Here is a 22,554-nt window from a genome sequence, read left to right as displayed (position 1 = left end):
TTTATGAGGTTTTTCCGCATAATTGTAACTAAGGGAGATGATTCCAAGTTGAAAGAACGCAATATTCGTACAACAGTATCAGGCGATTTGATTGTTACCCATTTAATTGGAAAGATTAGTACAGATGATGTTATTGAATGGTTTAGTGGGTTCGAGAAGGCTTGTCAGCTATTCATTGCCGAGGGGCGTAAGTACAAATTGTTGGTGGATAGAAAGGGATACACGCCAGATCATTTTTCTGTTCAAAAAGTATGGAAAGACAAGTTCTTCAATGAAGCGCTTTTGAATCACAGCAGGGCTATTGCTTTTCTCCTTGAAGAAGGGGAGATACTGAATTATTTGCAACAATCCAATACAAAAGAATCTGTGAAATTTTTCGATAATGATGAACAAGCATTAATGTGGTTGAATGAATATCCCATATAAAGGTTTATTGAACCAGTTACATCTCTTATTTACATGTAACAAATCCAGCTTATTTAGGAATAGCATGAGAACTTCTCGACAGCTAGAAGGGTGCTCTACGGAGCACCCTTTTTTTGCATGCTATTAAACTGAGGAAAGAAACCGGAACTGACCTAATATAGCGAAGGCGAACAAGACTGTGCCAGCGCCTATGCCTGTATAATAGCACTCTTCGCCACCTGTAGTCTCTGAGAGATAAGTACGGCAATAATAGCGACTAAGATGAGGAGGCCTGCTTTGTTTCTTGATTAGAATAACAGCACCAATTCCAGCTAGAAAAAACTCCACATTTACAGAAATCAAATAGGCTTTGAACGCACTTTTATCAGATAAAGCGGATGGGGAATTCCAATCTGTAAATTAATTTAACAAGTGAGGGGAGGTTCAATTAAGATTTTGGTTCTTTTTGCAGGCTTAGCCGCCATAGCTCTGTCGCTATCCAGATGCATCCAATAGCAATTGTCATCCCATGAGCGATTCGGATCGGTTGAGTTCCCATGAATTGTGGAAGATACATTAAGAAACCGAAAGTATAAGGGATACCGCTCCATTGTGAGATTGCTCGAGATTTCCAAATTGCGACGGAGGTCAGGAGCGAGCCGATAGCGACTATAATAAGCCCTATCAGGAACATGAAGAAGCCGGGACCAAAGCGAATAGCATTAGCTAGATCCATCAAGTCGATACGATGCTGATTGATTGCTTCTTGCCCGATTGCATACAGCCCAAAAACTTCAGCCCCATAATACGGGAGGGTTAATCCTACCCCGAACAAAGTTAATAGCAGACTACTGAGCGCAACTTTTTCTGCCATATTGTTTTGGAGTAAGACGTAAAGACCAAGCTGCCCTAGCATCAACAGCATAAATGCCAGAATTGCCATCATGTGTGAAACGATCCATTCTGTTGAAGCGAATGCCGTAGCCCCTGAGAGGGATGTTTCATCAGAAAAAGGACGAAGTGAAGGATAGAAGACAAAAAGAATTCCAGCGAGAGCTAGAGCGATGGCCGCATATCGAATAAGAGAAGTGTGCTTTGACATGAAGAGTCCCCTTCCAAATAACGAATGTAATTAGAATATTAACTAATGCTATTAGTTTTGGCAACAGGTTTATATATTTTTTACAGAAACTAAATATTCATCAAAACTTGCTCTCCAACCGAACATAACCTAAACAACATTGTAAGAAAGGGTTAAGTTTGGCCCCATAGCGGCAGAACCAAAGGCTTCGATATAGTTGAAGCGTGACCGCCATCATCCTTGTTATCGCCTGGATACTGCTGATCACCGCGGCCTGCATCATTATAGACCAGATGCTCTGCAGCATCCTCTGGTTGCGTCGCTTCGGCCAAGGTCCGGTTGAATGTTTATGGAGATGGGGAAACTACGGTGGACGGTTGGCCAAACGCTAGGTGATAGGAGTATCACTAGATAATGAATATGTATGACCAAGATTAGGCTGCTGCTCGTCAGCCTGCGCTCTTTTTTTATGGCTATGTTAAATTCTAATGTTGATTTGTGACCATAAGAAAACCGCCTTTGTGAAAAGGCGGTTAATTGAGCTATCGTTCCCCATTAGTTCAATGTTCAACATATGGTACAATGGAGCGGGTGTATATTCCATATAATCTAAATATATCTTGGAGGAAAAGGTGAATGACAATCATTGAATCAAGTTATTTTTGGCAAGGTACTAAGATTAGACTAAGGGCAACTCAAAGAAGTGATTGGGAACAATGGAAGTTAGAAAGCACCGATAGTGAAGCAATTAGGCTAATGGAATGGGGAATCGAACTTCCTAAGAATGATATAGACGTTGCCGAAATGTCGGATAAGTATGATAATTTCAAAGACAATTATAGAAAAATGTTTGCTATCGAAACGCTATCAAATAATCAATTAGTTGGACTCATTAACTTAAATTCATTGGACCACAAAAATGGCGTGTTTAGTTTTGGATTGGGGGTGAACAGAGGTTATAGGAACAACGGATACGCATCAGAAGCAACGAGAATTATTATGCGTTATGGCTTCTATGAATTACGGATGCAAAAATGCAATTCCGGCTGTGTTGAAATAAACGAAGCATCGCTTAAATTCCATAAAAATCTTGGATTTATTGAAGAAGGACGAAGAAGAAGAATTATTTATATGTATGGAAAATTTTATGATAATATATTATTGGGAATAACTAGAGAAGAATTTGATAAAATAGAAAGCGAGTATAGCACTATTAAACATCAATAAAAAAATCCAAAGAAAACCACTCCGTTATCAGGAGTGGTTTTGTCTTTATATACCAATGTATATTTTACGGTCAAACTATACCTTTTTGTTTAGATACAACACGGTGATCCGTTTCATAAATATAATGCATTGTTACACTAAACTGCCCGTTTGAATAGCGACGGATACCAAAGATGATCCGTCGCCATTACAAACTAAAAGTACCGTCGATAAAGTTCTCTCCGACGTTCGCCGCGGAGTTGTGCGTAGACTTGAGTGGTCGATGCTTTCTCATGACCGAGCATTCCTTGAATGAAATCCAATGGAGCACCATTATCAAGGAGTTGGCATGCATAAGTATGTCGAAAGCGATGCGGGTACACATTCACTTCAAGTTCTCCCCGACCTGCAAGCCGTTTTATTGCCCACCTAATTGTAGGTATAGCCATTCGTTTTGTTGGATGCGTATCGGTAACAAATAAGGCTTTGCAGGAATCCTCACGGCTGGCCAGGTACTTCTTTAACCATACTTTGCACTCTGTCGTAAAGTAAACTTCTCTTTGCTTCGATCCCTTGCCATTAACGATTGCTGAGCAGTTCTCCCAGTTTAGATCTTCGATGTTGATCTTTTCTACCTCCCCAATCCGGCAGCCGGTGCTGTAGAGAAACTCAAGCAGTGCTCTTTCCCTGAGTGACTGACATGAGATTTTCAAGTGTATGACGTCTTCCTCAATCAAAAACTTAGGAATGCGCTTATCTAATTTGGGTTCTCTCAACTTTAGAGAAGGATTTGAAGTCAGATACGTCTCTTCATAAGCATATCGGAAAAGAGAACGAATAAAACGAATCCGATGACCAAGGCTGTTTGGCTTCAAACGTACTGCTTGTTTTGCCAAGTACTCCTTCAGTATGGTTAACGTTACCTCTGTGACATCGAGATTACCTAGCTCCAGCACTAACATCTTGTGCTGTAAGGCGTATGCTTTTAATGTTTTTGGACTGAACCCTTGAATGCGTTTTTCAGCCTCATACAAACTCCACAACTCATTTAAATTCATAACAAAACCTCCCTTTAGAAGCTATTAAATCTAGTTTGGTTCTAAGGAGAGGTTTTAATCTGCCCGATGTATTAAACTAGCGTGTCCCGTTAGCGCAACGACTTACTCTGTTGAATTTCGTGTTCCTCAACATAAAGCGGCATCAGAGAAGGCGGATCGTACCTTATCGCGGCCTTTAAACGAAAAAATGGTGCCGATAGCCATAGCCCCATAGCCGCAACGAAATAATGAGCCTAATCCGACAGTGCCCGCATGATGTTGGATTTCGCCTCTGCCGCAATCGCTTCATTCCCGTCACCGACCGCTTGCATTAAGATCAGTATGGGGATGTATACCGCGATCAGCCGCGCCAGCAGCTTCGTTTCCTCGTCCGCTCCTCCGTACGTTTCGAAAAACACGCCGCGAGCGTAAGGTGGTAAAAAGCTATAAGCAACGCTCAAATCGCAAGCCGGATGGCCTACGCTCAAATCTCCCCAATCAATTATGCCGGAAACGATCCCGTTCTCATTCACAAGCATATTTTTGAAATGAAGATCGCCATGTAGCAGTGCATTCACCGCCTCGACACGGTCCTTTTGCAGCCTGCTAATATACGCTTCGATCACACCGGACTCCTCCGGCGACAAGTATTCAACCACCTTCGATAGAAAGCCCTCCAATTTCACTTTGCGCGATGCTATGTCCGTCAAGTTTCGATGATCTTGCTGAACTCCGCACTTCAGCGCCGCCTGCACCGGAAACTCATGCAATCTCCGCAAAAATTTCGCCAGCGTCTCTGCCGATAGTGCCCGGCGATCTTCCGTCAAACCGATTGGGAAATCTCCTGGCACGTAGGCATAGCCAAGAAATGGTGCCGGGTATTCGTCACTTGCTTCGCCATAAAACAACGGTTTCGGATAGGGGATGGTCATATATGCCTCCAGCTTCGGCAACAGCTTCCCTTCCATACGAATCGAGCCAACTGCAATCGTTCTTCTTGGAAACCGGAACACGTATTCGTCACCGATGAGAAAAACCGTATTGTCCCAGCCCCAGCCCAATCGCTTCACTTGCTTCGATGACAGCTGATGGAATTGTCTGCCGATCAGCGTCCGCGCCTGCTCTTCGTTAACCTCCCACTCCGCATCCCATACATTCGTTCCTCCCATGAATTGTCTGCCTCCTCGTTCCTTACGTTATTTAGATGTTTACATTCCCTGGAAGTTACGCATAACTGCCCGTTAGCTTAACAAGAATAAGCAGAAAGCCGAAGCTTTGTGTTCGTGTCGGTGACAGTAAACAGGCACGATTTGACCAACATATTTTTCTTATTCGATGAGGTATTCTCATATTCCTTGTTGTCTATATAACGGAACCAAGCCAAATAATTTTGCAAATATTTGGTTGCAACACCATTGAAGCGGTCCATCCATTTCTTCAAGCGGCTGTGACAGCTGTTTACGTTTTGGATATGGTACACGCCTTTGACACGTTGTTTTCCGTCGGACTTGAATCGGTAATGAGCCAAGCCCTTTGCATTCGCATAGAAACTGAATGCCCGCCAGGAATCCGTGCAAAGCATATTCGAATCCGATAGATGACTACCAATCGCCTCATCTAATTTCGTTGTCCGAATGCGACCACGTCCAAGAACGCTAGAGTAGGTCATTTTCTGACGGTCACGGGCAACGAGAACACACACTTGGTCCTTGCTTATGCCACGATATTTGGCTTTTCCGCCTCGTTTACGTGGCTTGCGTTCGGTGATGTTCCGCTTGCCCTTTTCCGAGTACAGAAAGTAGGTCTCGTCCATTTCAACGATACCTTGGAATGATTCGGTTGGAATCTGTTTCAGGGCAGCAAGTATCTTATGTCGCCAGTAAAACAAGGTGACATGTGTGACTTCGTCGTTTAATTGCTCGGCACATTTTCTCAGCGAATAGCCCTCAATCATGCATTCAATAAAACGAACCCACACATGAGGTCTTCTCGTTCGTTGAAGAGGTGTGTTTGTAAGGTCATTAAAGGTTTGGCGACAGGATTTACAGCGGTAACGCTGACGTTTAACCTCTCCAGCACGTGTTTTTACGGCGTACTTCCCAAAACGAACGACAGAATGGGTATTGCAATGCGGACAAACAATTGTGCTTCTGCTCTTGGATTTCGTCAATTGCTCGAACGGGAGCCGACACACCCTTGGTTCGGGATTGCAAAAAGAAGATAAGTTCCTGCTTGCCACTATCGTCTAATGTATCAGCAAGCTATTTTAGCTCCTTTAAATCATAGACAAATCATCTCCGAACCGAATTGTTACCTTTACCACAGAACATTCGTTCGTAATTATCAAATATCAACATTAAGGTTTAACAAAGCCTTTTTTATAAAAGACTTATTGACACAATCTAACAGTATGCTATAATTCATTTTGTGCTAGTTAATAGTAATTATTACTATTAAATAAACCACTCTACATAAGCAACAAAACGACATAAATAACAAATCCAATTAAAGGGGAGCTGTAGAGAACCGAGAATTTGGCTTAATCAAGCTTAGGATATAATCGTAATAATTACTATTAAATCGAATACACTCTATACAGAAAGGCCAGCGCAATGACAAATCTATGTGTGAAGGGTAGTTGCGATGAAGCAGGAAATTGAGTTCATTAAATGTAATCCCACACAGAACATGACGATTCTTGTCCGAACGAATCACCCAGCTGATGAGTATAAGCGCATAGCTGCCAGAATGATGTCTTATGACAACGTATATGCAGAGCAAGTTGGTTTTATTGAGCAGCCGATGAATAAGGAAGCTGATGCACATCTCCACATGGCAGGTGGTGAGTTCTGCGGTAATGCGTGTATGGCATTGGCAGCTTATCTAGCATCTGAGCAAGGACTACAGCATGGAGATTCCACGGAAATTCGCTTAGAGGCTTCAGGAATAGAGGATAGCATCCGGTGCCAAGTCACGAGAAATCTGGATGAATATGATTGTCAAGTGAGTATGCCCCTTCCTAAGCAGATCGAGCAGAGAATAATTCAATACGAAGGCAATGACTTGGATATTATCATAGTGAGATATGAAGAGTTTATTCATATTGTCATCGAAGTGGAGCAATTCGATCATACGGTAAGAGATAGAGCGCAGTCCTTAGCCAAGCTGCTTGGTTTAACGGCAGGAGCTAGCATGATCGGCATTTTATTATATCAATCTGGATCGGATGAAATGGCACCGCTCATCTATATACCGCAGCTGGACAGTATGACATGGGAACGGGGATGTGGCTCAGGAACAGCCTCAATGGGGGCATATCTGGCCTGGACGAATAAAGGGAAGATTGCTGCTCCAATCAGGCAGCCTGGCGGTACGATTCATGTCATTGCGGATTGTGATAAGGAGCAAATAACAAGCCTTAGCATTGAAGGCTCTGTAGGAATTGTCGCACAGGGCAAAGCTTATATCTAACAAGCACGATAGCCTACTGTAGGGGTGAAAATAATGATCGAAGTAGAAAGCTTCCAATCCTGTCTAACACAATTTGCGGAGAAGTTCGCTGAGCTGGCAGAACGCTATGATCATACCAGCAGCCATTGCTCGGAGCTAGAACGCGCACTCGATGACTATTCGGCCTTCATAACCAACAAGAGGAATATAGAAGCTTGGAACGAGCTCAAGCAGCAGCAATCCGGTCATGTGGATCAGCTTGTGGTGAACTTGAGAAGACAATCGTCCCTTTGTGTGGCCATTATGGAGAAATATCGTGCCTTTAAGCTGCTGGATGGACAGATAGAGATATCCGATTATTTCACGAACATTGAGGCCTGTATTGAAAAAGAATTTGGCAGCTTTGAAGTGACAGCTGCTTCCAAAGTATTGTTAGTCGGCTCAGGCTCCTTCCCAATGACCCCCTTGTTCATTGCTAAGCGAACAGGTGCAGAGGTTGTCGGCATTGATATTGATGAAGAAGCCATTCGGCTTGGGACGAAGGTTGTAGAGCTATTAGGGAAGGGCTTGAACATTCGCTTAGAGCCAGCTTTAGTCGAGAATCTCGATCATACGAGAGACTTCACTCATATTATTTTTAGCTCGACGGTTGAGATGAAGTATGACCTGCTTGATCAGCTGCATGCATTGACGAATGAGCATGTTGTTGTAGCTATGAGATATGGCAATCAATTGAAGTCATTGTTCAATTATCCGATGAGAGAAGTTGACGGGCATAAATGGAAGCTGATTGATCAACTATTGCGTCCAGATGATGTGTTCGATATTGCCTTATATCAAAAAGCATAGTGTGCTGCTGGTCATAAAGGGGGGCTTATATGAGTGATAGGAAGCGAATCTTAGTGCTGGGAACCGGACCAACATCCATTCAGCTTGCAGTAACATTGAAGAATCAATTAGATGGCTATGTCGGAATAGCGGGAAGAGAATCTGTTCGTTCGGAGCATGTATTCACCGCACTTAAGCAGAGCAGTCAGTTCATTCGTGCCACTGTTCAGAATGAGAAGCATCAGAGACTGGCTGGTGAATGCGTCATTGATCAGGTGTTCAGAGGGTATGGAGCCATTACAGGGGCTTGGGACACCCTCATTCTCGCAGTGACAACAGATGCGTATATCGAGGTACTGAAGCAGATTCATACTGACATTGTGAGCCAAGTGAAATGTATCGTATTAATTTCGCCAACCTTCGGCTCCAATAGCTTAATTAAGCAATATATGAACGCTAGCAATCCGAATGTGGAAGTGATCAGCTTCTCTACTTATTACGGGGATACACGCTGGCTGCAGGGCAGACCTTCTAATGAAGTGATAACGACAGCGGTCAAGAAGAAAGTATTCATAGGGTCCACGCATCGCGCTTCCAATAATGTCGACATCCTATGCCGTGTATATGACCAGTTGGGCATTGCTCTGGAGAAGATGGAAGCTCCGATTGAGGCGGAATCGCGCAATATTTCGTTGTATGTGCACCCCCCGTTGTTCATGAATGAGCTCTCATTGAGTGCGATCTTCGACAAGGCAGCCAGTAAAAAATATGTCTATAAAATGTATCCTGAAGGACCGATCACGCAATATTTAATTCGAGATATGCTGGCGCAATGGAAAGAAATTATGGCCATTCTAGAGAAACTGAGCATCGAGCGGTTGAATCTGCTTCAATTCATGACCGATGATAATTACCCGGTCAGATTGGAGAGCTTATCACGCTATGATATCGAACAGTTCGATCAATTAGAGACTATTCATCAGGAGTATTTGTTGTACATACGTTATACGTCTTTATTGATTGATCCTTTTTCAGAACCCGATGAGGAAGGAAAATATTACGATTTCTCAGCTGTTCCATTCCGAACCTTATTCGTTAATAGAGAAGGCTGCTTAGATATTCCTAGAATGCCGAAGGAAGACTATTATCGGATCAAAATCATTCAAGGCATTGCTAGATATTTGGATTCCAGCTGTCCAACGATAGATAAGTTTATTAGCACCTATGAGAGCAAGCTGGAACAGGCCGCGAAGCGGCATCAAGGCGAGCAATTGTCTAATGCCTTCGTCGTTCAATCCTATGAGGAAGAACTCAAGATGATAGGCAGTGAAATTAGAAAAAGCATCGTGTAATTGAATTTAATTAGGGGGCTTTACCTGTGAAGAGAAGAAGTGCTTTTGTATATATCGTCGTGCTTACGTTACTATTGGCTGGCTGCAGTGGTGGGAATTCTGCAAAATCAGAATCAAGCACAAGTGAGGCAACGTCAGAATTAGTGTATGCTTCAGCGAAAGATATCAATGATATGAATCCCCATCTCTATACCGGATCCATGCCGGCACAAGGAATGATATACGAATCCTTAGTTGAGAATACCGTAGATGGCATCAAGCCTTTGCTTGCCGAATCCTGGGAGGTTTCTGAGGATGGAACCGAATATACCTTTCATCTCAGACAGGACGTTAAGTTCCATGATGGGGAACCCTTCAATGCGGAAGCAGTGAAGCAGAATATAGAGGCTGTGCAAAATAATGCAGAGAAGCACTCCTGGATTAAGCTCTCGACCAAAATTGTAAGTGTCAATGTGGTAGATGAGTATACGGTCCAGCTCGTGCTGTCCGGAGCCTATTATCCGACTCTAGTAGAATTGTCGATGACTAGACCCTATGTATTCCTATCACCGAAGGATTTCGTGAATGGCGGAACCAAGGATGGCGTGAATGGCTATAACGGGACGGGGCCATATAAGCTCACCAATCATGTAATCGATGAGAATGCTACATTTGAAGCCAATGACAGCTATTGGGGCGGCGCTCCTGCCATTAAGACAATTGTAGCGAAGGTTCTTCCAGCAGGGGAGACTACTTACTTGGCGCTGCAAAAGGGAGAGATTGACTTCGTATTCACAGATGATCGAGGCGCAGACAGTATTGATATTGAAGCGATGAATCAACTCGTTGACTCCGGCCAATATCAGCTAGTGAGAAGTGAAGCGATGAATACGAAGATGATCGTAGCCAATAGCAGTCATACGGATACTCCTGTCAGTGAAACAGCTGTTCGTGAAGCGATCTGGCACGCTATCGATCGAGAAACAATTAGTAGTGATATTGTTAACGGAACGGAAACTGCTGCGAATTCCTTGTTCTCTTCCAACGTCAATTATGCAGATGTTGACTTGAAGCAGCGGGACTATGATCTAGACAAAGCGACAGAGCTATTGGCAGCAGCAGGCTGGATATTGGAAGACGGAGCCGATGTTCGTACGAAGGACGGCAAGAAGCTAGCTATGAAGCTGTATTACGACAGCAATTCCTCCTCCCAGAAGACACAGGCTGAGTTTATTCAAGCCTCAGTGAAGTCCGTCCATATAGAGCTGGAGATTATCGGTGAGGAATCGACCTCAATTGCGAATCGAAGAGCAACAGGGGATTATGATTTATTGTTCAATCAGACATGGGGACTAGCCTATGATCCACAAAGCACAATCTCTGCATTTACTTCAGAAACCTCTTATTTGCATACAACGAGCGGAATTGCGAAGGCAGATGAGCTCTATAGCAAGATTGAAGAGGTAATGGTGTCAACGGATGAGGAGGCTCGCCAAGCTTTGTATGCCGATATTATGCGAATCGTGCATGATGAAGCTGTCTTTATTCCTCTTACCAATGGCAGTGTGACGGTTGTGGCACCGAGCAATTTAGAAGGCATTTCATTCAAGCAAACCCAATTTGAGCTGCCATTCGAGCAGATGAGCTTGAAATAGATAGAACATAGGGAGGTTCATATGGGGAGCTATATGGTACGTCGGCTATTAATAACCATCCCGCTGCTTGTCATTATTTCATTTATTACTTTTGTTCTCATTAATCTGTCTCCCTTAGATCCTGCAATAGTGGTCTTACAGGCGCAGGACATTCCGAATATAACCGATGAATTGCTTGCTCAGACGCAAGAGGAGCTAGGGCTGAATAAGCCTTTTCTCCTCCAATATTTCGATTGGGCTTTGGCAAGCCTACAGCTGGACTTTGGGAATTCATACGTCACAGGAGAGCCTGTGTGGACATCGATAGCTCCAGCATTCCTGAACACCTTGAAGCTGACTTTGGTGTCGTCGGTGTGTATTATTGCGGTGTCCATTCTATTAGGTGTTGCGTGTGCGATGAGAGAAGGGACTCTGATGGATAAGTCAGTGCGGGGCATAGCATTTTTCCTAACAGCCATACCGTCCTATTTGCTTGCGTCTATCATGATCTGGTATTTCTCAGTGAAGCTGGATCTATTGCCGACAAGCGGCATGGATTCTTATAAAAGCTATATTCTACCGGTTATTGTGATCACGATCAGCTATGCAGGCATTTATTTTAGAACCGTTAGAAGCTCGATGCTGCGTAATATGAATGAGGATTATGTGCTCTATGGAAGAGCAAGCGGCTTATCCGAGAACAAGGTGACTTGGCACATTGTACGGAATTCCTTGCAGGTTGCCATTTCGATATTTTGTATGGCGATACCTATCATCCTAGGGAGCACAGTCGTGATTGAGAATGTGTTCGCATGGCCAGGACTAGGGAGACTAAGTGTGAAATCCATCCTTAGCAGAGATTTTCCCATTATTCAAGCTTATGTTCTTATACTGGCAGTGGCCTTCGTATGGTTCAACACGCTCTCTGACATTATTAATGCTGCTATGAATCCTAAGCTAAGAAAGGGTATCTAATGAGACTGTTGCGAAATTTGAGCAAAGATAAGCTAGCGGCAACCTCTGTCATCATTATTGCTATAACGATAGTTGCCGGCCTATTTGCCCCTGTATTCGCTCCACATGATCCGCATGAAGTGAATATGAAGCTTCGATATGCATCCTCATCATTGGAGTATTTATTAGGTAACGATCATTTGGGGAGATGTATACTGTCCCGATTAATTTATGGCATTCGCCCTAGCGTATTGTGGGTGCTTGTAGCATTAATTGTATCTGTCCTAATCGGTGCAATCGTCGGATTTATAGCTGGCTATTTCAGAGGCAGAGCGGATGCCTTCATTATGAGAATATGTGATATTATGCTGTCTTTCCCCGGTTATGTGATGACACTCGCGGTTGTAGGCATTCTTGGTGCTGGCCTTGAAAATATATTGATTGCGTTCGTCGTGATGAAATGGGCATGGTTCGCCCGAGTCATCCGTACGTCAGTTATGCAGTATGGTGAAATGGACTATGTGAAATTCGCCAAAGCGTCAGGCAGCAGTCATCTGACCATTATATTGAAGCACATTGTTCCTGTTACTGCCTCGGACATTGCTGTTATTGCGAGTGGATCTATTTGTTCAATGATCTTGCAAATATCGGGCTTCTCCTTCTTGGGGCTTGGCATCCAAGCACCGTATGCGGAATGGGGAATGATGCTGAATGAGGCGAGGGAAGTGATGTTCTCCAGACCAGAGCTTATGTTGGCTCCTGGTATAGCTATTATTGTGGTTGTGTCGGCATTTAATTTCTTATCGGATGCCCTCCAAGTTGCTCTTGATCCTCAATTAATGACCTCTGCTGATACACTCCCAGATAAAGAGAGGAGGCAGTCAGCTTATGAATATATTAGAAGTTAAGAATTTGAAGGTATGGGATGCGAAGACGAATAAAGCCATTATCCATAATAGCTCCTTTCACTTACAGCAAGGAAGCTGTCTGGCGATTGTAGGGGAAAGCGGAAGCGGCAAATCAGTGAGCTGCAAATCCATTATGAGGCTGAATAAAGCATGGATTCGCCAATCAGGCCATATTTTGTTCAAAGGAGAGGACCTGAACAGTCTGCCCGAACGAGCAATGAGACAGAAAAGAGGAAGAGAGCTGTGCCTGATTGTTCAGAATGGCATGCGTGCATTTGATCCTTCCTGTATGATTGGCGTTCATCTTAAGGAGACACTCAGGGGGCACTACGGCTGGAGCAATAGTGAAATAGAAGAGCGAATGAAACAAGCGATGCTTAGTGTCATGCTGAACAATCCGATAGATATTATGAATAAGTATCCTCACCAGCTATCCGGTGGAATGCTGCAGCGGGTTATGATTGCCTTGACATTAGTGTTAGAGCCCGATGTCATTATCGCGGATGAACCGACAACGGCGCTCGATACCCTTTCACAATATGAGGTGGTAGAGCAGTTGATTCAATTGCGAGAGAGAATGAACTGCTCGATGATCTTCATTTCACACGACCTGGGTATTGTCCGCAAAATAGCTGATGATGTGTTGGTTATGAAGGATGGAGAGATCATCGAACGGGGCATTACCCGCACGATCTTCACCGAAGCGAAGCATGAATACACGAACTACTTAGTTTCTACTAGACAAGCGCTGAGCAACAACTTCAAGGCCATAATGGGGGAGAAGCTATGATGCTGCAAGTTAATGAGGTCGAGAAATCCTATATAAGCGGTGGATGGTTCGCCAGAGAGAAGCAGCAGGTTCTGAGCCCTATTAGCTTCGAGGTTAGGGAAGGCGAATGTCTAGGCATTATCGGAGAAAGCGGCAGCGGCAAGTCTACATTGGGGCGTTTACTTATAGGCATTGAGAAGCCTGATCGTGGAACCGTATTATTCGAAGGGAAGAATATAACGAATAGATTAGCTAGAGTAGGTCATATTAGCGCGGTATTTCAAGATTATATGTCCTCGATTAATCCTTTCTTTACCGTTGAAGATGCCATAATGGAGCCATTGAACAATTACAATAAGGACCGGCAGAAGAATGATGACAAGATCAATCAGCTCTTGCATCAGGTTGGCTTACATCCATCCTATCGGACAAAGTATGCGCATGAGTTATCAGGTGGAGAGGCTCAGCGGGTATGTATTGCAAGAGCAATCTCAACCGAGCCGAAATGTATTCTATTAGATGAAGCGATCAGCTCGTTAGATGTATCCGTTCAGATGCAGATCCTTGAGTTATTAAGAAGTCTAAAGGAAAAGTACAAGATGAGCTATATCTTTATTACTCATGATATTCAAGCTGCTGCCTATATTTGTGATAGAGTCATTGTCGTTAGGAATGGCCGAATAGAAGAAACGGTTGATATAGACAAGCTGAAGGACGTTCAATCCGAATATGTTCAGAAGCTGTTAGGTCACATCATCACGTTGTAGGAGGAGAACAAAGTTGTGAGTGGTGCTATGTCGTGGCCTTTTCTGCGCTTGTACTTGCTGGCTCTTCTGTATTTCAGCGCGAATGCAATCCTGAATGTCATTATCCCTCTGAAAGGGGAATCATTAGGGGCGAGCAGTACGACGATTGGTTTAATCATGGGTGCTTATATGTTCACTACCATGCTCTTCCGGCCCTGGGCAGGCCGTGTTATCCAGAAGCATGGGCCGATTAAAGTACTGCGTTATATCCTAATTATTAATGGGTTTGCTTTATTGTTATATACGTTTACGGGATTAGGCGGCTATGTTATTGCTCGTACGCTGCAAGGGGTGTCTACTGCTTTTTTTTCAATGGCTTTGCAGATCGGTATCATTGATGCACTGCCAGAGAAGGATCGCTCACAAGGTATTTCCTATTATTCCTTGTTTTCACATATACCCGGTGTTATCGGTCCGATATTGGCATTAGGCATCTGGCAAAGCGGAGGGGTAGATACCTTTACGATAGTGATGATTGCATTAGCTATCTGTACAGGGGTATTCGGCTACACGATACAAATAGACAAGGGACAGAAGCCTGATACTAATCCTAATGCGCCCGAAGTAAGCATGCTTCAATCCTTCAGTCAGCTAGTAAGTAATCCCTTTCTGTTCAAATGCAGCCTGCTCATGCTGGTCTCTTCCATTATATATGGAGCGATTACGACCTTTATCCCGTTATACGCCAAGCAATTAGAGAGCGGTAATGCTGGTATCTTTCTTATGCTGCAGGCTTCTGCGGTTGTCGTTGCCCGGTTCGTTTTAAGAAAAAAAATCCCTTCTGACGGTAAATGGCATTCAGCCTTTATGATGGGGAACATGATCCTATTAGCAGCCGCGGCGGGGTGTGTAAGCATGTCTCTAACGGGCGGAGCCGTCTTGTTCTATGCGGGTGCTGTTTTGATGGGAATTGCTCAGGCTATTATCTATCCAACGTTAACCACGTATTTGTCCTTTGTACTGCCACAGGTGAACCGTAATGTGCTCATAGGTTTATTTATCGCGATGGCTGATCTGGGGATTTCCTTAGGAGGAATGATTATGGGGCCGATTGCTGATTTGTCCTCCTACTCATTCATGTATATGATCTGTGCGATCATAGGTGCTGCAATGATCTTTGTAGCTTATGAACGGAGAGAAGCAGCAGTGGGAACGAAGGCTAGTTAAACATGTTGTGCAATGGTAATCATTATTATAAGTATCAACCTCATTCTACTAATCTATATTCTATCAAAAATAAGCATGAATCTATCACCACGAATAGATGGAATGCATACTTTATATAGATTCAACAAGAAGGAGGAGATTTTTGCATGCCAGGACGAAAATCAGGAGGTAACCGAGGCCAAGACTCGCAAGGGAACCGCAGCCAAGGTGGCTCACAAGGGAACCGCAGCCAAGGCGGCTCGCCGGGCAACCGCAGTCAGGGCGGCTCGCAAGGGAACCGTAGTCAAGGTGGCTCGCCGGGCAACCGCAGTCAAGGCGGTTCGCAAGGGAACCGTAGTCAAGGCGGCTCGCCGGGTAACCGTAGTCAGGGCGGCTCGCAAGGTAACCGTAGTCAAGGCGGCCCGCAAGGGAACCGTAGTCAAGGCGGCTCGCCGGGTAACCGTAGTCAGGGCGGCTCACCGGGCAACCGTAGTCAGGGCGCAGGCCAACCTTAACCGTTAATGTAGATAGCTCCACTCTATATACGACAATCAAGCTGCTCGAGAGCTTCTCGGGCAGCTTGATTGTCGTTGTATTCATTTCGAACCCGTCAATGAATATGTGATATTAGTTGACATAATCCAGTGAACACTATTATACTGAATTCAGAAAATTCAATATTTACTCGTATAACCCTGATAATCGGTTCGGGGGCTCTACTAGGAATCCGTAAAAATCCTAACTACGAGTGCAATAGATCTTCTATTGCGCTCGTAGTTAGGATTTTTTGTTGTATTCAAACCTGGATAGGAGAGATGGATATGGCCACTCTACTCATTAAGAATGCAAGGAATATAATAACGATGGATGCTGCTCGAAGCTGTTATCCCGGTGGAAGCCTTTATGCGGATGGTCAGGAAATAATAGCAATTGGCCATGATATTCCCTATGAAACGGCAGATACGGTCATTAATGCCACTGGTAAAGTGGTATACCCTGGTCTCATTAATACCCATCATCATTTGTACCAGACCTTCACCCGCAACATTCCCTGGGCGCAGGACTGCGAGTTGTTTGATTGGCTGATTACCCTGTACGATATATGGCGCCACATGCGTCCTGAAGATGTGTATTTAAGCGCAATGGTAGGGCTTGGCGAGCTGTTGAAGACAGGCTGCACGACAGCTTCTGACCATTTCTACTGCTTCCCGAATGGAATTAGCGGGGAGCTTATCGATGAAGAGATCCGCGCTGCTGGAGAGCTGGGAATCCGGTTTTTTCCGACAAGAGGCTCGATGAATCTTGGACGTTCTAGCGGAGGACTGCCACCTGATGAAGTGACACAGACGATGGATGTCATCTTGAGGGATACTCGTAGGGTGATCGAGACTTATCATGATTCTTCTAAATTCGCTATGGTAAGAGTTGGTGTAGCACCATGCTCACCATTCTCTGTATCCGAAGATTTGCTTAGGGAGTCAGCTAATCTAGCAAGAAGCTATGGCGTTCGAATGCATACGCATTTGGCAGAGACGAAGGATGAAGAAAGTTTCTGCCTGGAGAAGCTAGGACTCAGACCGCTTGACTATATGGAGAAAACTGGATGGATCGGCAACGATGTATGGTATGCGCACGGCATTCATTTCAACGATACAGAAATTACTCGTATGAGTCATTGCAATTGTGGTGTAGCGCATTGTCCGAGCAGTAATATGAAGCTGTCCTCGGGTGTTTTTCCAATCCGAAGGATGCTTGAAGCGGGCGTCAATGTCGGTCTCGGCGTAGATGGCTCCGCTTCGAATGATGCTTCTAATCTGCTTGGTGAAGCACGGCAGGCGTACCTGCTGCATAAACTCACCTCTGGAAGTGCTGGCCCAAGCGCTCAAGAGAGCTTATGGCTCGGAACAGTGGGCTCATCGAGAGTGCTGGGCTGGCAGGATGCGATTGGAACACTTGAAGTAGGCAAAGCCGCAGATTTGTTCATGATTGATACTCGCAAGCTGGAATATGCAGGGGCATTGTTCGACGATACGTCACTGCCGGTCGTGACGGGAATTAGTCAGAATGTAGACATTACTGTGGTTGGAGGGCGTATTGTCGTTCAGGATGGAAGGCTTGCTCATATTAATGAAGAGCAGGTAGCGATTGCTGCTCAGGCTGCGGCAGGCCGAATGCTGGAGGTTGCAGCCAAGCACTCGGGTGTCGCATATAGGAAATATCGGAGCCGCAGCTAATCATTGCAGTTACTAGGTTCGTTGAATAGAGCTGATCTGAAGCTTATTCCAAGTCCTCTTCCAGTTCTTACTGATTATTCGCTGCTCATAGATTTGTACTCGCTCAATCGTTTTTTCGAAGTATGGTGTAGGTCTGAGCACTAGATTCACAACATCTTCAATTCCGCAAGGGGCTGTCAAGACAACATTGTTCTGTTCATCTAACGCAAGTCCTAGCGCAGTGGCGGTCTCTGGAAATTTGGAGATCGCGTCAACGGATGATGTATAAGGAGATATACCGTTCACGGTATGCATTCGAGCTTCATTCTTAACAGACCAGGGAATAGCAGGATTCAACAGTCTAAGCCGCTGCTCCCATTGTTTTTCTACCGCTTCCTTGAGATTGCTGTTATCGAAGTAGATGACATCAACATCGGGAAGAGGCGTTCTCTCCGTGAATCCGTGAAGATTATCCCATATTTTGGAGCGGACAAAGCCCGCGCATATCCACCAGTCAGGCAATTGTAGGGATTTGGCTTGCTGTAAGATGTCCATCATCCATTCGTCAGCTTGTACCAGTTGAATAATGTCTTGCTCACTGTTCATATTCATTGTCATCACCACCACCTCCGAACGTATATTCCCATTATAGCTAATTATTCAATAATAGGAAGCTTCATGGAAATAAGATTGCGTGAGGTGAGGCGGCGACCGGTACTATACAAATATGGTACTAGGGGGATACGCGATTCTGCGGTATAGTTGAATCAAATATACATAACAGTGAGTTGCTTGTTTCCATTAGTCGGAGCATCGTTCAATACGTATACGATATGAGAAGGTGATGGAGCTGGAGACGCTGCTCGAACAGCAGATTCGTGGCAAGAAAGCGATATTGCAGCAATACGAGACTTACGCCTACCAAATGGCGTTCTATATTCTTGAGGATGAGCCGCTAGCCGCTGAAGCGGCCACTCAAGCGCTGCTGGAGGTCATCTTGGATGAAGCGTTCTGTGAACAGACCGACCAGTTGCAAAGGCAGACGATGAAAAAAACTACGATGAAAAAATGCCTGTTAGTCAAGGCAGCCGCGTTGAGCAAATAAAGCAATATCGAAGAGGAGTATGCACCGTGCATACTCCTCAGACTGTAGAGAAACCCCTGTTTTTTATGTGGGCTTATATTCCCCGAATTTATTTGTTAAAATGTAGCTCTTAGATCGGTTTAGATCGATTTTTCTTCGACGACAGTAGAACCACCAAATAAAAAAAATGCCGAAAAGTCCCTTGGACTTCCTCGACACTCTGAGGTTGCATTACATACAAACAAATCCGTTGTTTCGGTGCATAAAAGTAAATTTCAGGAAACTGAATTGTAGTGAGTACAGTGTATAACAAGCTATTGTTGATATACCGCCATAAGGTTGTATGATATACAGTCTGCACCACGCGAGATCGACTATTAATTGTGCGCGCTGTAGCTACATTGTATTTAGTGCAATCAAATCAGTAAGGGGGCACTAGAAGTCCACTAAGGTTGCATTACATACAACCAAAACCGTTGTTTTGGCGCATAAAAGTAAATTTCAGGAAACTGAATTGTAGTGAGTACAGTGTATAGCAAGCTATTGTTTGATATACCGCCATAAGGTTGTATGAAATACAGTCTGCATCACGCGAGATCGACTATTAATTGTGCGCGCTGTAGCTACATTGTATTTCGTGCAATCCAATCAGTGGGGATGGCACTGAAATTCCGCTTAGGTTGTATTACATAAACCATAGACTGTAGAGAAACCCCCTGTTTTTTATGAGGACTTAAATTCCCCGCATTTATTCGTTAAAATGTAGCTCTCAGATTGTTTTAGATTGATTTTTCTTCGATGACACAAGAACCACCAAATAAAAAAGTGCCGAAAAGTCCCTTGGACTTTCTCGACACTCGGAGGAGTATGTACCGTGCATACCCCTCTTCCTTTTCTTATACTGCTTAGGCTCCGGCCGTTAAGCTTGCTGTTTTTGAATTTTTGCAGGGTTGTTGATTTTGTAAGGGACCGGATGCTTGGAGAGCTTCTTCGTTACGACTTTGGCATCGAACGTGATGATATCCCCGATCTCCAGCTCCAGCTTCTTAATTGTGGCGCTATGGCTTGACCAGGCTGTGCCGATCACAAGCTCAGGCTCCAGAATGGATACAGCCTCATAGATGATGACCTCGTCATCATTATCGGAGAAGTTGTTCGGCACGGTGGTGAATTCAGCTACAGTGGCTGTCATTTTCACTTTTTCCTCAGGGAGCTCCAGCTTCTGCTTCTTCTCCTTCGCAGCTTTGGCCTTGGCAGGCTTGTCCTTCGCTGCGGGAGCTTCCGCAGATTCCGTTGGAGCCTCAGGCTCAGAAGCAACAGCAGCCTTATCGAGCTCACTGGCTCCAGAATCGTTAGCAGCTGCTTCAACGGGGGCTTGAGCTTCCTGTGTTGGAGAGGCTGGAGCCTCTTCAATGACTGGGTCTGCCGTTTCCTCAGATACAGTCGTTGCTCTTGCCGCATAGTTGGCAGCTTGCATTTCCTTCAGATAAGAAGGGTGGATGCAATGCTTCTGGTCGTCGTCGAATGTGATGACGGCTGTTATTTTATCGACAAAGCCGACAATACGGCAGGGTAGATTCATGCCGTTTCCTTTATAGTAGAACGTTTTGGTGCGGGTAGCTTTATCGGATAATAAGCCCCATTCCTTGCATTGCTCGATTTGCTGGTCCTCATTGTCGAAGGCGCTATACGTGCCTGGCTCGATAATGAACGCATGTACCATATTTTCTCCGCCTTTCTGTATATACACAAGTATTTTATCATTTTTTCGCAGGTTTCGTATGCGGTTATGAATTTCTTTCTGTGCAGCAACGGTTTGACAATAATAAAATAAACATGTAAGGTAGCTGTAGACTTAATGTTTAAGTCTTTAAACATTTAAACTTATATAAATAATGCTTGGCATATGGAGGTCCCTAATGAGTGAAAAAGCGATACAAATACTTCAGCAATCCATTCCGGTATTCGATGTATTGCGTGATGAGCATAGACAGAATATTATCGTGAATCTGTGTGAGCAAGGACGACTGACCGTTAATGAAATTGCCGAGCGATCCAAGCTGTCCAGACCAGCGATTTCGCATCATCTCAAGCTGCTGCTGCAGATAGGGCTTATTACAGTCGAGCAGCAGGGAACGCAGCGCTTCTATTCGGCTTCACTGAAGCCTTCGATCGATATTCTGAAGGAATTAATCGTTGAGCTCGAGCAGCAGGAGCAAAAAAGATTAGATAAATAGCGTCTACCCAAAAGCAGAGGAGAGTGTTCCAGCATGTCAACTGAATTGCAGCCTACACATGTAGCAGCGTTATTGAGTGAACATAAGCAGTATTTTGAATCGCATCAAACCCGCAGTATCGCCTTTCGCATCACGCAGCTCAAGAAGCTTAAGGCAGCAATCCTTGCCTACGAATCCAAGCTTATGGAAGCACTCTATATTGACCTTGGGAAAAGTAAGATGGAAGCCTACTCTACTGAAATAGGCTTTGTGCAGGGCAGCTTGAATCATACGATCAAGCATCTGAACAAGTGGTCGAAGCCGAAGAGCGTAAGAACACCGCTGTCGCTCTTCCCAGCCAAGAGCCAAGTTATTACAGAGCCCTACGGTACGGTTCTCATTATCGGGCCATACAATTATCCGTTCCAGCTGCTAATCGAGCCGCTTATAGGAGCTATTGCAGCGGGAAACTGTGCTGTTCTTAAGCCCTCCGAGCTTGTGCCTCACGTCTCCACAGTAATTGTAGATATGATCGCAGAGACGTTCGACCCAGCCTATATCCGGACGGTTGAAGGTGGCGTGGAGACTAATCAATCGCTCACACATGCGCCGTTTGATTATATTTTCTTCACAGGCAGCGTCCCCGTTGGCAAAATAATCATGGAGGCCGCAGCCAAAAACCTGGTGCCCGTCACACTCGAATTAGGAGGCAAGAGCCCGGTCATCGTCGATGAAAGCGCAGATATTGAAGTAGCAGCCACGCGCATTATTTGGGGCAAAATGCTTAATGCAGGCCAGACCTGCATAGCACCTGATTACATGCTCGTTCACGAAACCGTGAAGGATCGTCTCCTTGCTGCTATGAAGAGGACGATTCAGAGCTTCTATGGCTTAGATGCCCGCAGCAGCAAGGATCTGGGCCGTATCGTCAACGATCGGCATTTTACAAGACTGCAAGCTATTCTGGAGAAGGACAAGCAGAGCATTGTATATGGGGGCTCGACAGATCCGCAGACCCGCTATATCGAGCCGACTCTTATTGAAGTGAACTCCTGGGAAGCAGCTTCGATGTCGGAAGAGATTTTCGGCCCAATCCTCCCTATTATGAGCTATACGAATCTGGATCAAGCGATAGCAGGCATTAAATCCATGTCGAAGCCCTTGGCATTGTATTTGTTCACGACGAATAAACAGGTGAAAGAGAAGGTGCTGCTGGAGGTGTCTTCAGGCGGTGTGGCTATTAACGATACGATTATGCACTTGGTGAATCCAGAGCTGCCTTTCGGCGGAGTTGGGAGCTCTGGAATTGGAGCCTATCACGGCAGCTACAGCTACCTCACCTTCTCCCATCAGAGGAGCATTCTTACCAAAGGGACTAAAGTGAAATTAACCGCTCTATTCCCTCCCTATAATGATAAGAAGCTTGCTTTTATTCGGAAAATAATGCGTTAAGCTTGTCTATTATTGAAACAGCAAAGTTAGATAT

At 44.6% G+C, this 22,554-nt stretch carries 23 protein-coding genes, 1 pseudogene and 1 riboswitch; of the genes and pseudogenes, 17 read left to right on the top strand and 7 right to left on the bottom strand.

The genetic code is table 11. The features are described from left to right. Positions 1 to 3: 3 nt before the first annotated feature. Entirely contained in the window at positions 4 to 426 is a 423-nt protein-coding gene (locus AC6ESP_RS07570; RefSeq protein WP_497096081.1) for a SpoIIAA family protein, read from the top strand. A gap of 427 nt (positions 427 to 853) precedes the next feature. On the opposite strand, the gene AC6ESP_RS07565 is transcribed toward AC6ESP_RS07570, so the two are convergent. Next, complete coding sequence (locus AC6ESP_RS07565) at positions 854 to 1,507, bottom strand: hypothetical protein (protein ID WP_497096080.1); 654 nt, start codon at positions 1,505 to 1,507, stop codon at positions 854 to 856. Positions 1,508 to 1,659: 152 nt separating this feature from the next. Then, entirely contained in the window at positions 1,660 to 1,818 is a 159-nt protein-coding gene (locus AC6ESP_RS07560) for a hypothetical protein (protein ID WP_497096114.1), read from the bottom strand. On the opposite strand from AC6ESP_RS07560, the gene AC6ESP_RS07555 reads away from it, so the two are divergent. Continuing rightward, positions 1,780 to 1,878 (top strand): DUF418 domain-containing protein, encoded by a 99-nt coding sequence (locus AC6ESP_RS07555; protein WP_497096112.1) that lies wholly within the window; start codon positions 1,780 to 1,782, stop codon positions 1,876 to 1,878. The genes AC6ESP_RS07560 and AC6ESP_RS07555 overlap by 39 nt on opposite strands. 244 nt (positions 1,879 to 2,122) lie before the next feature. After that, positions 2,123 to 2,713: a GNAT family N-acetyltransferase gene (locus AC6ESP_RS07550; protein WP_497096079.1), complete on the top strand. Its 591-nt coding sequence runs from the start codon at positions 2,123 to 2,125 to the stop codon at positions 2,711 to 2,713. Between the two features lie 194 nt (positions 2,714 to 2,907). Here the strand turns inward: AC6ESP_RS07550 and AC6ESP_RS07545 are convergent, their stop codons facing one another. The 3 genes and pseudogenes from AC6ESP_RS07545 to AC6ESP_RS07535 form a co-directional block, all read right to left on the bottom strand. Further along, entirely contained in the window at positions 2,908 to 3,750 is an 843-nt protein-coding gene (locus tag AC6ESP_RS07545) for a tyrosine-type recombinase/integrase (RefSeq protein ID WP_497096078.1), read from the bottom strand. 233 nt (positions 3,751 to 3,983) lie between these two features. Then, positions 3,984 to 4,898 carry a phosphotransferase gene (locus tag AC6ESP_RS07540; RefSeq protein WP_497096077.1) on the bottom strand — a complete coding sequence of 305 codons (915 nt, stop codon included), beginning with the start codon at positions 4,896 to 4,898 and terminating at the stop codon, positions 3,984 to 3,986. A 77-nt stretch (positions 4,899 to 4,975) separates the two neighbouring features. Next, a pseudogene (locus AC6ESP_RS07535) lies at positions 4,976 to 5,956 on the bottom strand (IS1595 family transposase); the annotation flags it as partial. Positions 5,957 to 6,372: 416 nt separating this feature from the next. Here AC6ESP_RS07535 and AC6ESP_RS07530 point away from each other — a divergent pair. From AC6ESP_RS07530 to AC6ESP_RS07480, 11 genes are all read left to right on the top strand, one after another. Beyond that, complete coding sequence (locus AC6ESP_RS07530; RefSeq protein ID WP_497096076.1) at positions 6,373 to 7,200, top strand: histidine racemase CntK family protein; 828 nt, start codon at positions 6,373 to 6,375, stop codon at positions 7,198 to 7,200. 33 nt (positions 7,201 to 7,233) lie between these two features. After that, positions 7,234 to 8,028, top strand: coding sequence for an SAM-dependent methyltransferase (locus tag AC6ESP_RS07525; protein WP_497096075.1), 795 nt, complete (start codon positions 7,234 to 7,236; stop codon positions 8,026 to 8,028). Between the two features lie 29 nt (positions 8,029 to 8,057). Further along, complete coding sequence (locus tag AC6ESP_RS07520) at positions 8,058 to 9,359, top strand: opine metallophore biosynthesis dehydrogenase (RefSeq protein WP_497096074.1); 1,302 nt, start codon at positions 8,058 to 8,060, stop codon at positions 9,357 to 9,359. 26 nt (positions 9,360 to 9,385) lie between these two features. Beyond that, on the top strand, positions 9,386 to 10,993 hold the full coding sequence (gene cntA, locus AC6ESP_RS07515; RefSeq protein ID WP_497096073.1) for a staphylopine-dependent metal ABC transporter substrate-binding lipoprotein: 1,608 nt from the start codon (positions 9,386 to 9,388) through the stop codon (positions 10,991 to 10,993). 21 nt (positions 10,994 to 11,014) lie between these two features. Then, a complete protein-coding gene (gene opp1B, locus AC6ESP_RS07510) occupies positions 11,015 to 11,947 on the top strand; it encodes a nickel/cobalt ABC transporter permease (RefSeq protein WP_497096072.1) in 933 nt (310 codons plus the stop codon). Then, a complete protein-coding gene (cntC, locus tag AC6ESP_RS07505) occupies positions 11,947 to 12,834 on the top strand; it encodes a staphylopine uptake ABC transporter permease subunit CntC (RefSeq protein ID WP_497096071.1) in 888 nt (295 codons plus the stop codon). Before opp1B ends, cntC begins: the two co-directional genes overlap by 1 nt. Then, a complete protein-coding gene (cntD, locus tag AC6ESP_RS07500) occupies positions 12,815 to 13,624 on the top strand; it encodes a staphylopine uptake ABC transporter ATP-binding protein CntD (RefSeq protein WP_497096070.1) in 810 nt (269 codons plus the stop codon). The genes cntC and cntD overlap by 20 nt, the downstream gene beginning before the upstream one ends. Next, positions 13,624 to 14,370: an ABC transporter ATP-binding protein gene (locus tag AC6ESP_RS07495; RefSeq protein WP_497096111.1), complete on the top strand. Its 747-nt coding sequence runs from the start codon at positions 13,624 to 13,626 to the stop codon at positions 14,368 to 14,370. The genes cntD and AC6ESP_RS07495 overlap by 1 nt, the downstream gene beginning before the upstream one ends. Positions 14,371 to 14,385: 15 nt before the next feature. Further along, positions 14,386 to 15,576, top strand: coding sequence for a staphylopine family metallophore export MFS transporter CntE (gene cntE / locus AC6ESP_RS07490; RefSeq protein WP_497096069.1), 1,191 nt, complete (start codon positions 14,386 to 14,388; stop codon positions 15,574 to 15,576). Positions 15,577 to 15,722: 146 nt separating this feature from the next. Then, on the top strand, positions 15,723 to 16,070 hold the full coding sequence (locus AC6ESP_RS07485; RefSeq protein WP_497096068.1) for a c2 calcium-dependent domain-containing protein 4C-like protein: 348 nt from the start codon (positions 15,723 to 15,725) through the stop codon (positions 16,068 to 16,070). A 150-nt stretch (positions 16,071 to 16,220) separates the two neighbouring features. Further along, a riboswitch (purine riboswitch) is annotated at positions 16,221 to 16,320 on the top strand. A 56-nt stretch (positions 16,321 to 16,376) separates the two neighbouring features. Then, positions 16,377 to 17,789, top strand: a complete 1,413-nt coding sequence (locus tag AC6ESP_RS07480) for an 8-oxoguanine deaminase (protein WP_497096067.1) — start codon at positions 16,377 to 16,379, stop codon at positions 17,787 to 17,789. Positions 17,790 to 17,801: 12 nt separating this feature from the next. Here AC6ESP_RS07480 and AC6ESP_RS07475 read toward each other — a convergent pair whose 3' ends face one another. After that, complete coding sequence (locus AC6ESP_RS07475; protein ID WP_497096110.1) at positions 17,802 to 18,380, bottom strand: nucleotidyltransferase family protein; 579 nt, start codon at positions 18,378 to 18,380, stop codon at positions 17,802 to 17,804. Positions 18,381 to 18,612: 232 nt separating this feature from the next. On the opposite strand from AC6ESP_RS07475, the gene AC6ESP_RS07470 reads away from it, so the two are divergent. Beyond that, positions 18,613 to 18,873: a hypothetical protein gene (locus AC6ESP_RS07470; protein ID WP_497096066.1), complete on the top strand. Its 261-nt coding sequence runs from the start codon at positions 18,613 to 18,615 to the stop codon at positions 18,871 to 18,873. Between the two features lie 898 nt (positions 18,874 to 19,771). Here the strand turns inward: AC6ESP_RS07470 and AC6ESP_RS07465 are convergent. Beyond that, a complete protein-coding gene (locus tag AC6ESP_RS07465; RefSeq protein ID WP_497096109.1) occupies positions 19,772 to 20,575 on the bottom strand; it encodes a hypothetical protein in 804 nt (267 codons plus the stop codon). 196 nt (positions 20,576 to 20,771) lie between these two features. Between AC6ESP_RS07465 and AC6ESP_RS07460 the strand changes: the two genes are divergently transcribed. Both AC6ESP_RS07460 and AC6ESP_RS07455 read left to right on the top strand, forming a co-directional pair. Next, positions 20,772 to 21,089 (top strand): ArsR/SmtB family transcription factor, encoded by a 318-nt coding sequence (locus AC6ESP_RS07460; RefSeq protein WP_497096065.1) that lies wholly within the window; start codon positions 20,772 to 20,774, stop codon positions 21,087 to 21,089. Positions 21,090 to 21,122: 33 nt separating this feature from the next. After that, a complete protein-coding gene (locus AC6ESP_RS07455) occupies positions 21,123 to 22,520 on the top strand; it encodes an aldehyde dehydrogenase (RefSeq protein ID WP_497096064.1) in 1,398 nt (465 codons plus the stop codon). The last annotated feature ends 34 nt before the right edge of the window (positions 22,521 to 22,554 follow it).

This window comes from Paenibacillus xinjiangensis, from assembly GCF_059686975.1.
The sequence above is the reverse complement of the archived record's forward strand: the minus strand, read 5'-3'. Positions and strand labels throughout refer to the sequence as shown.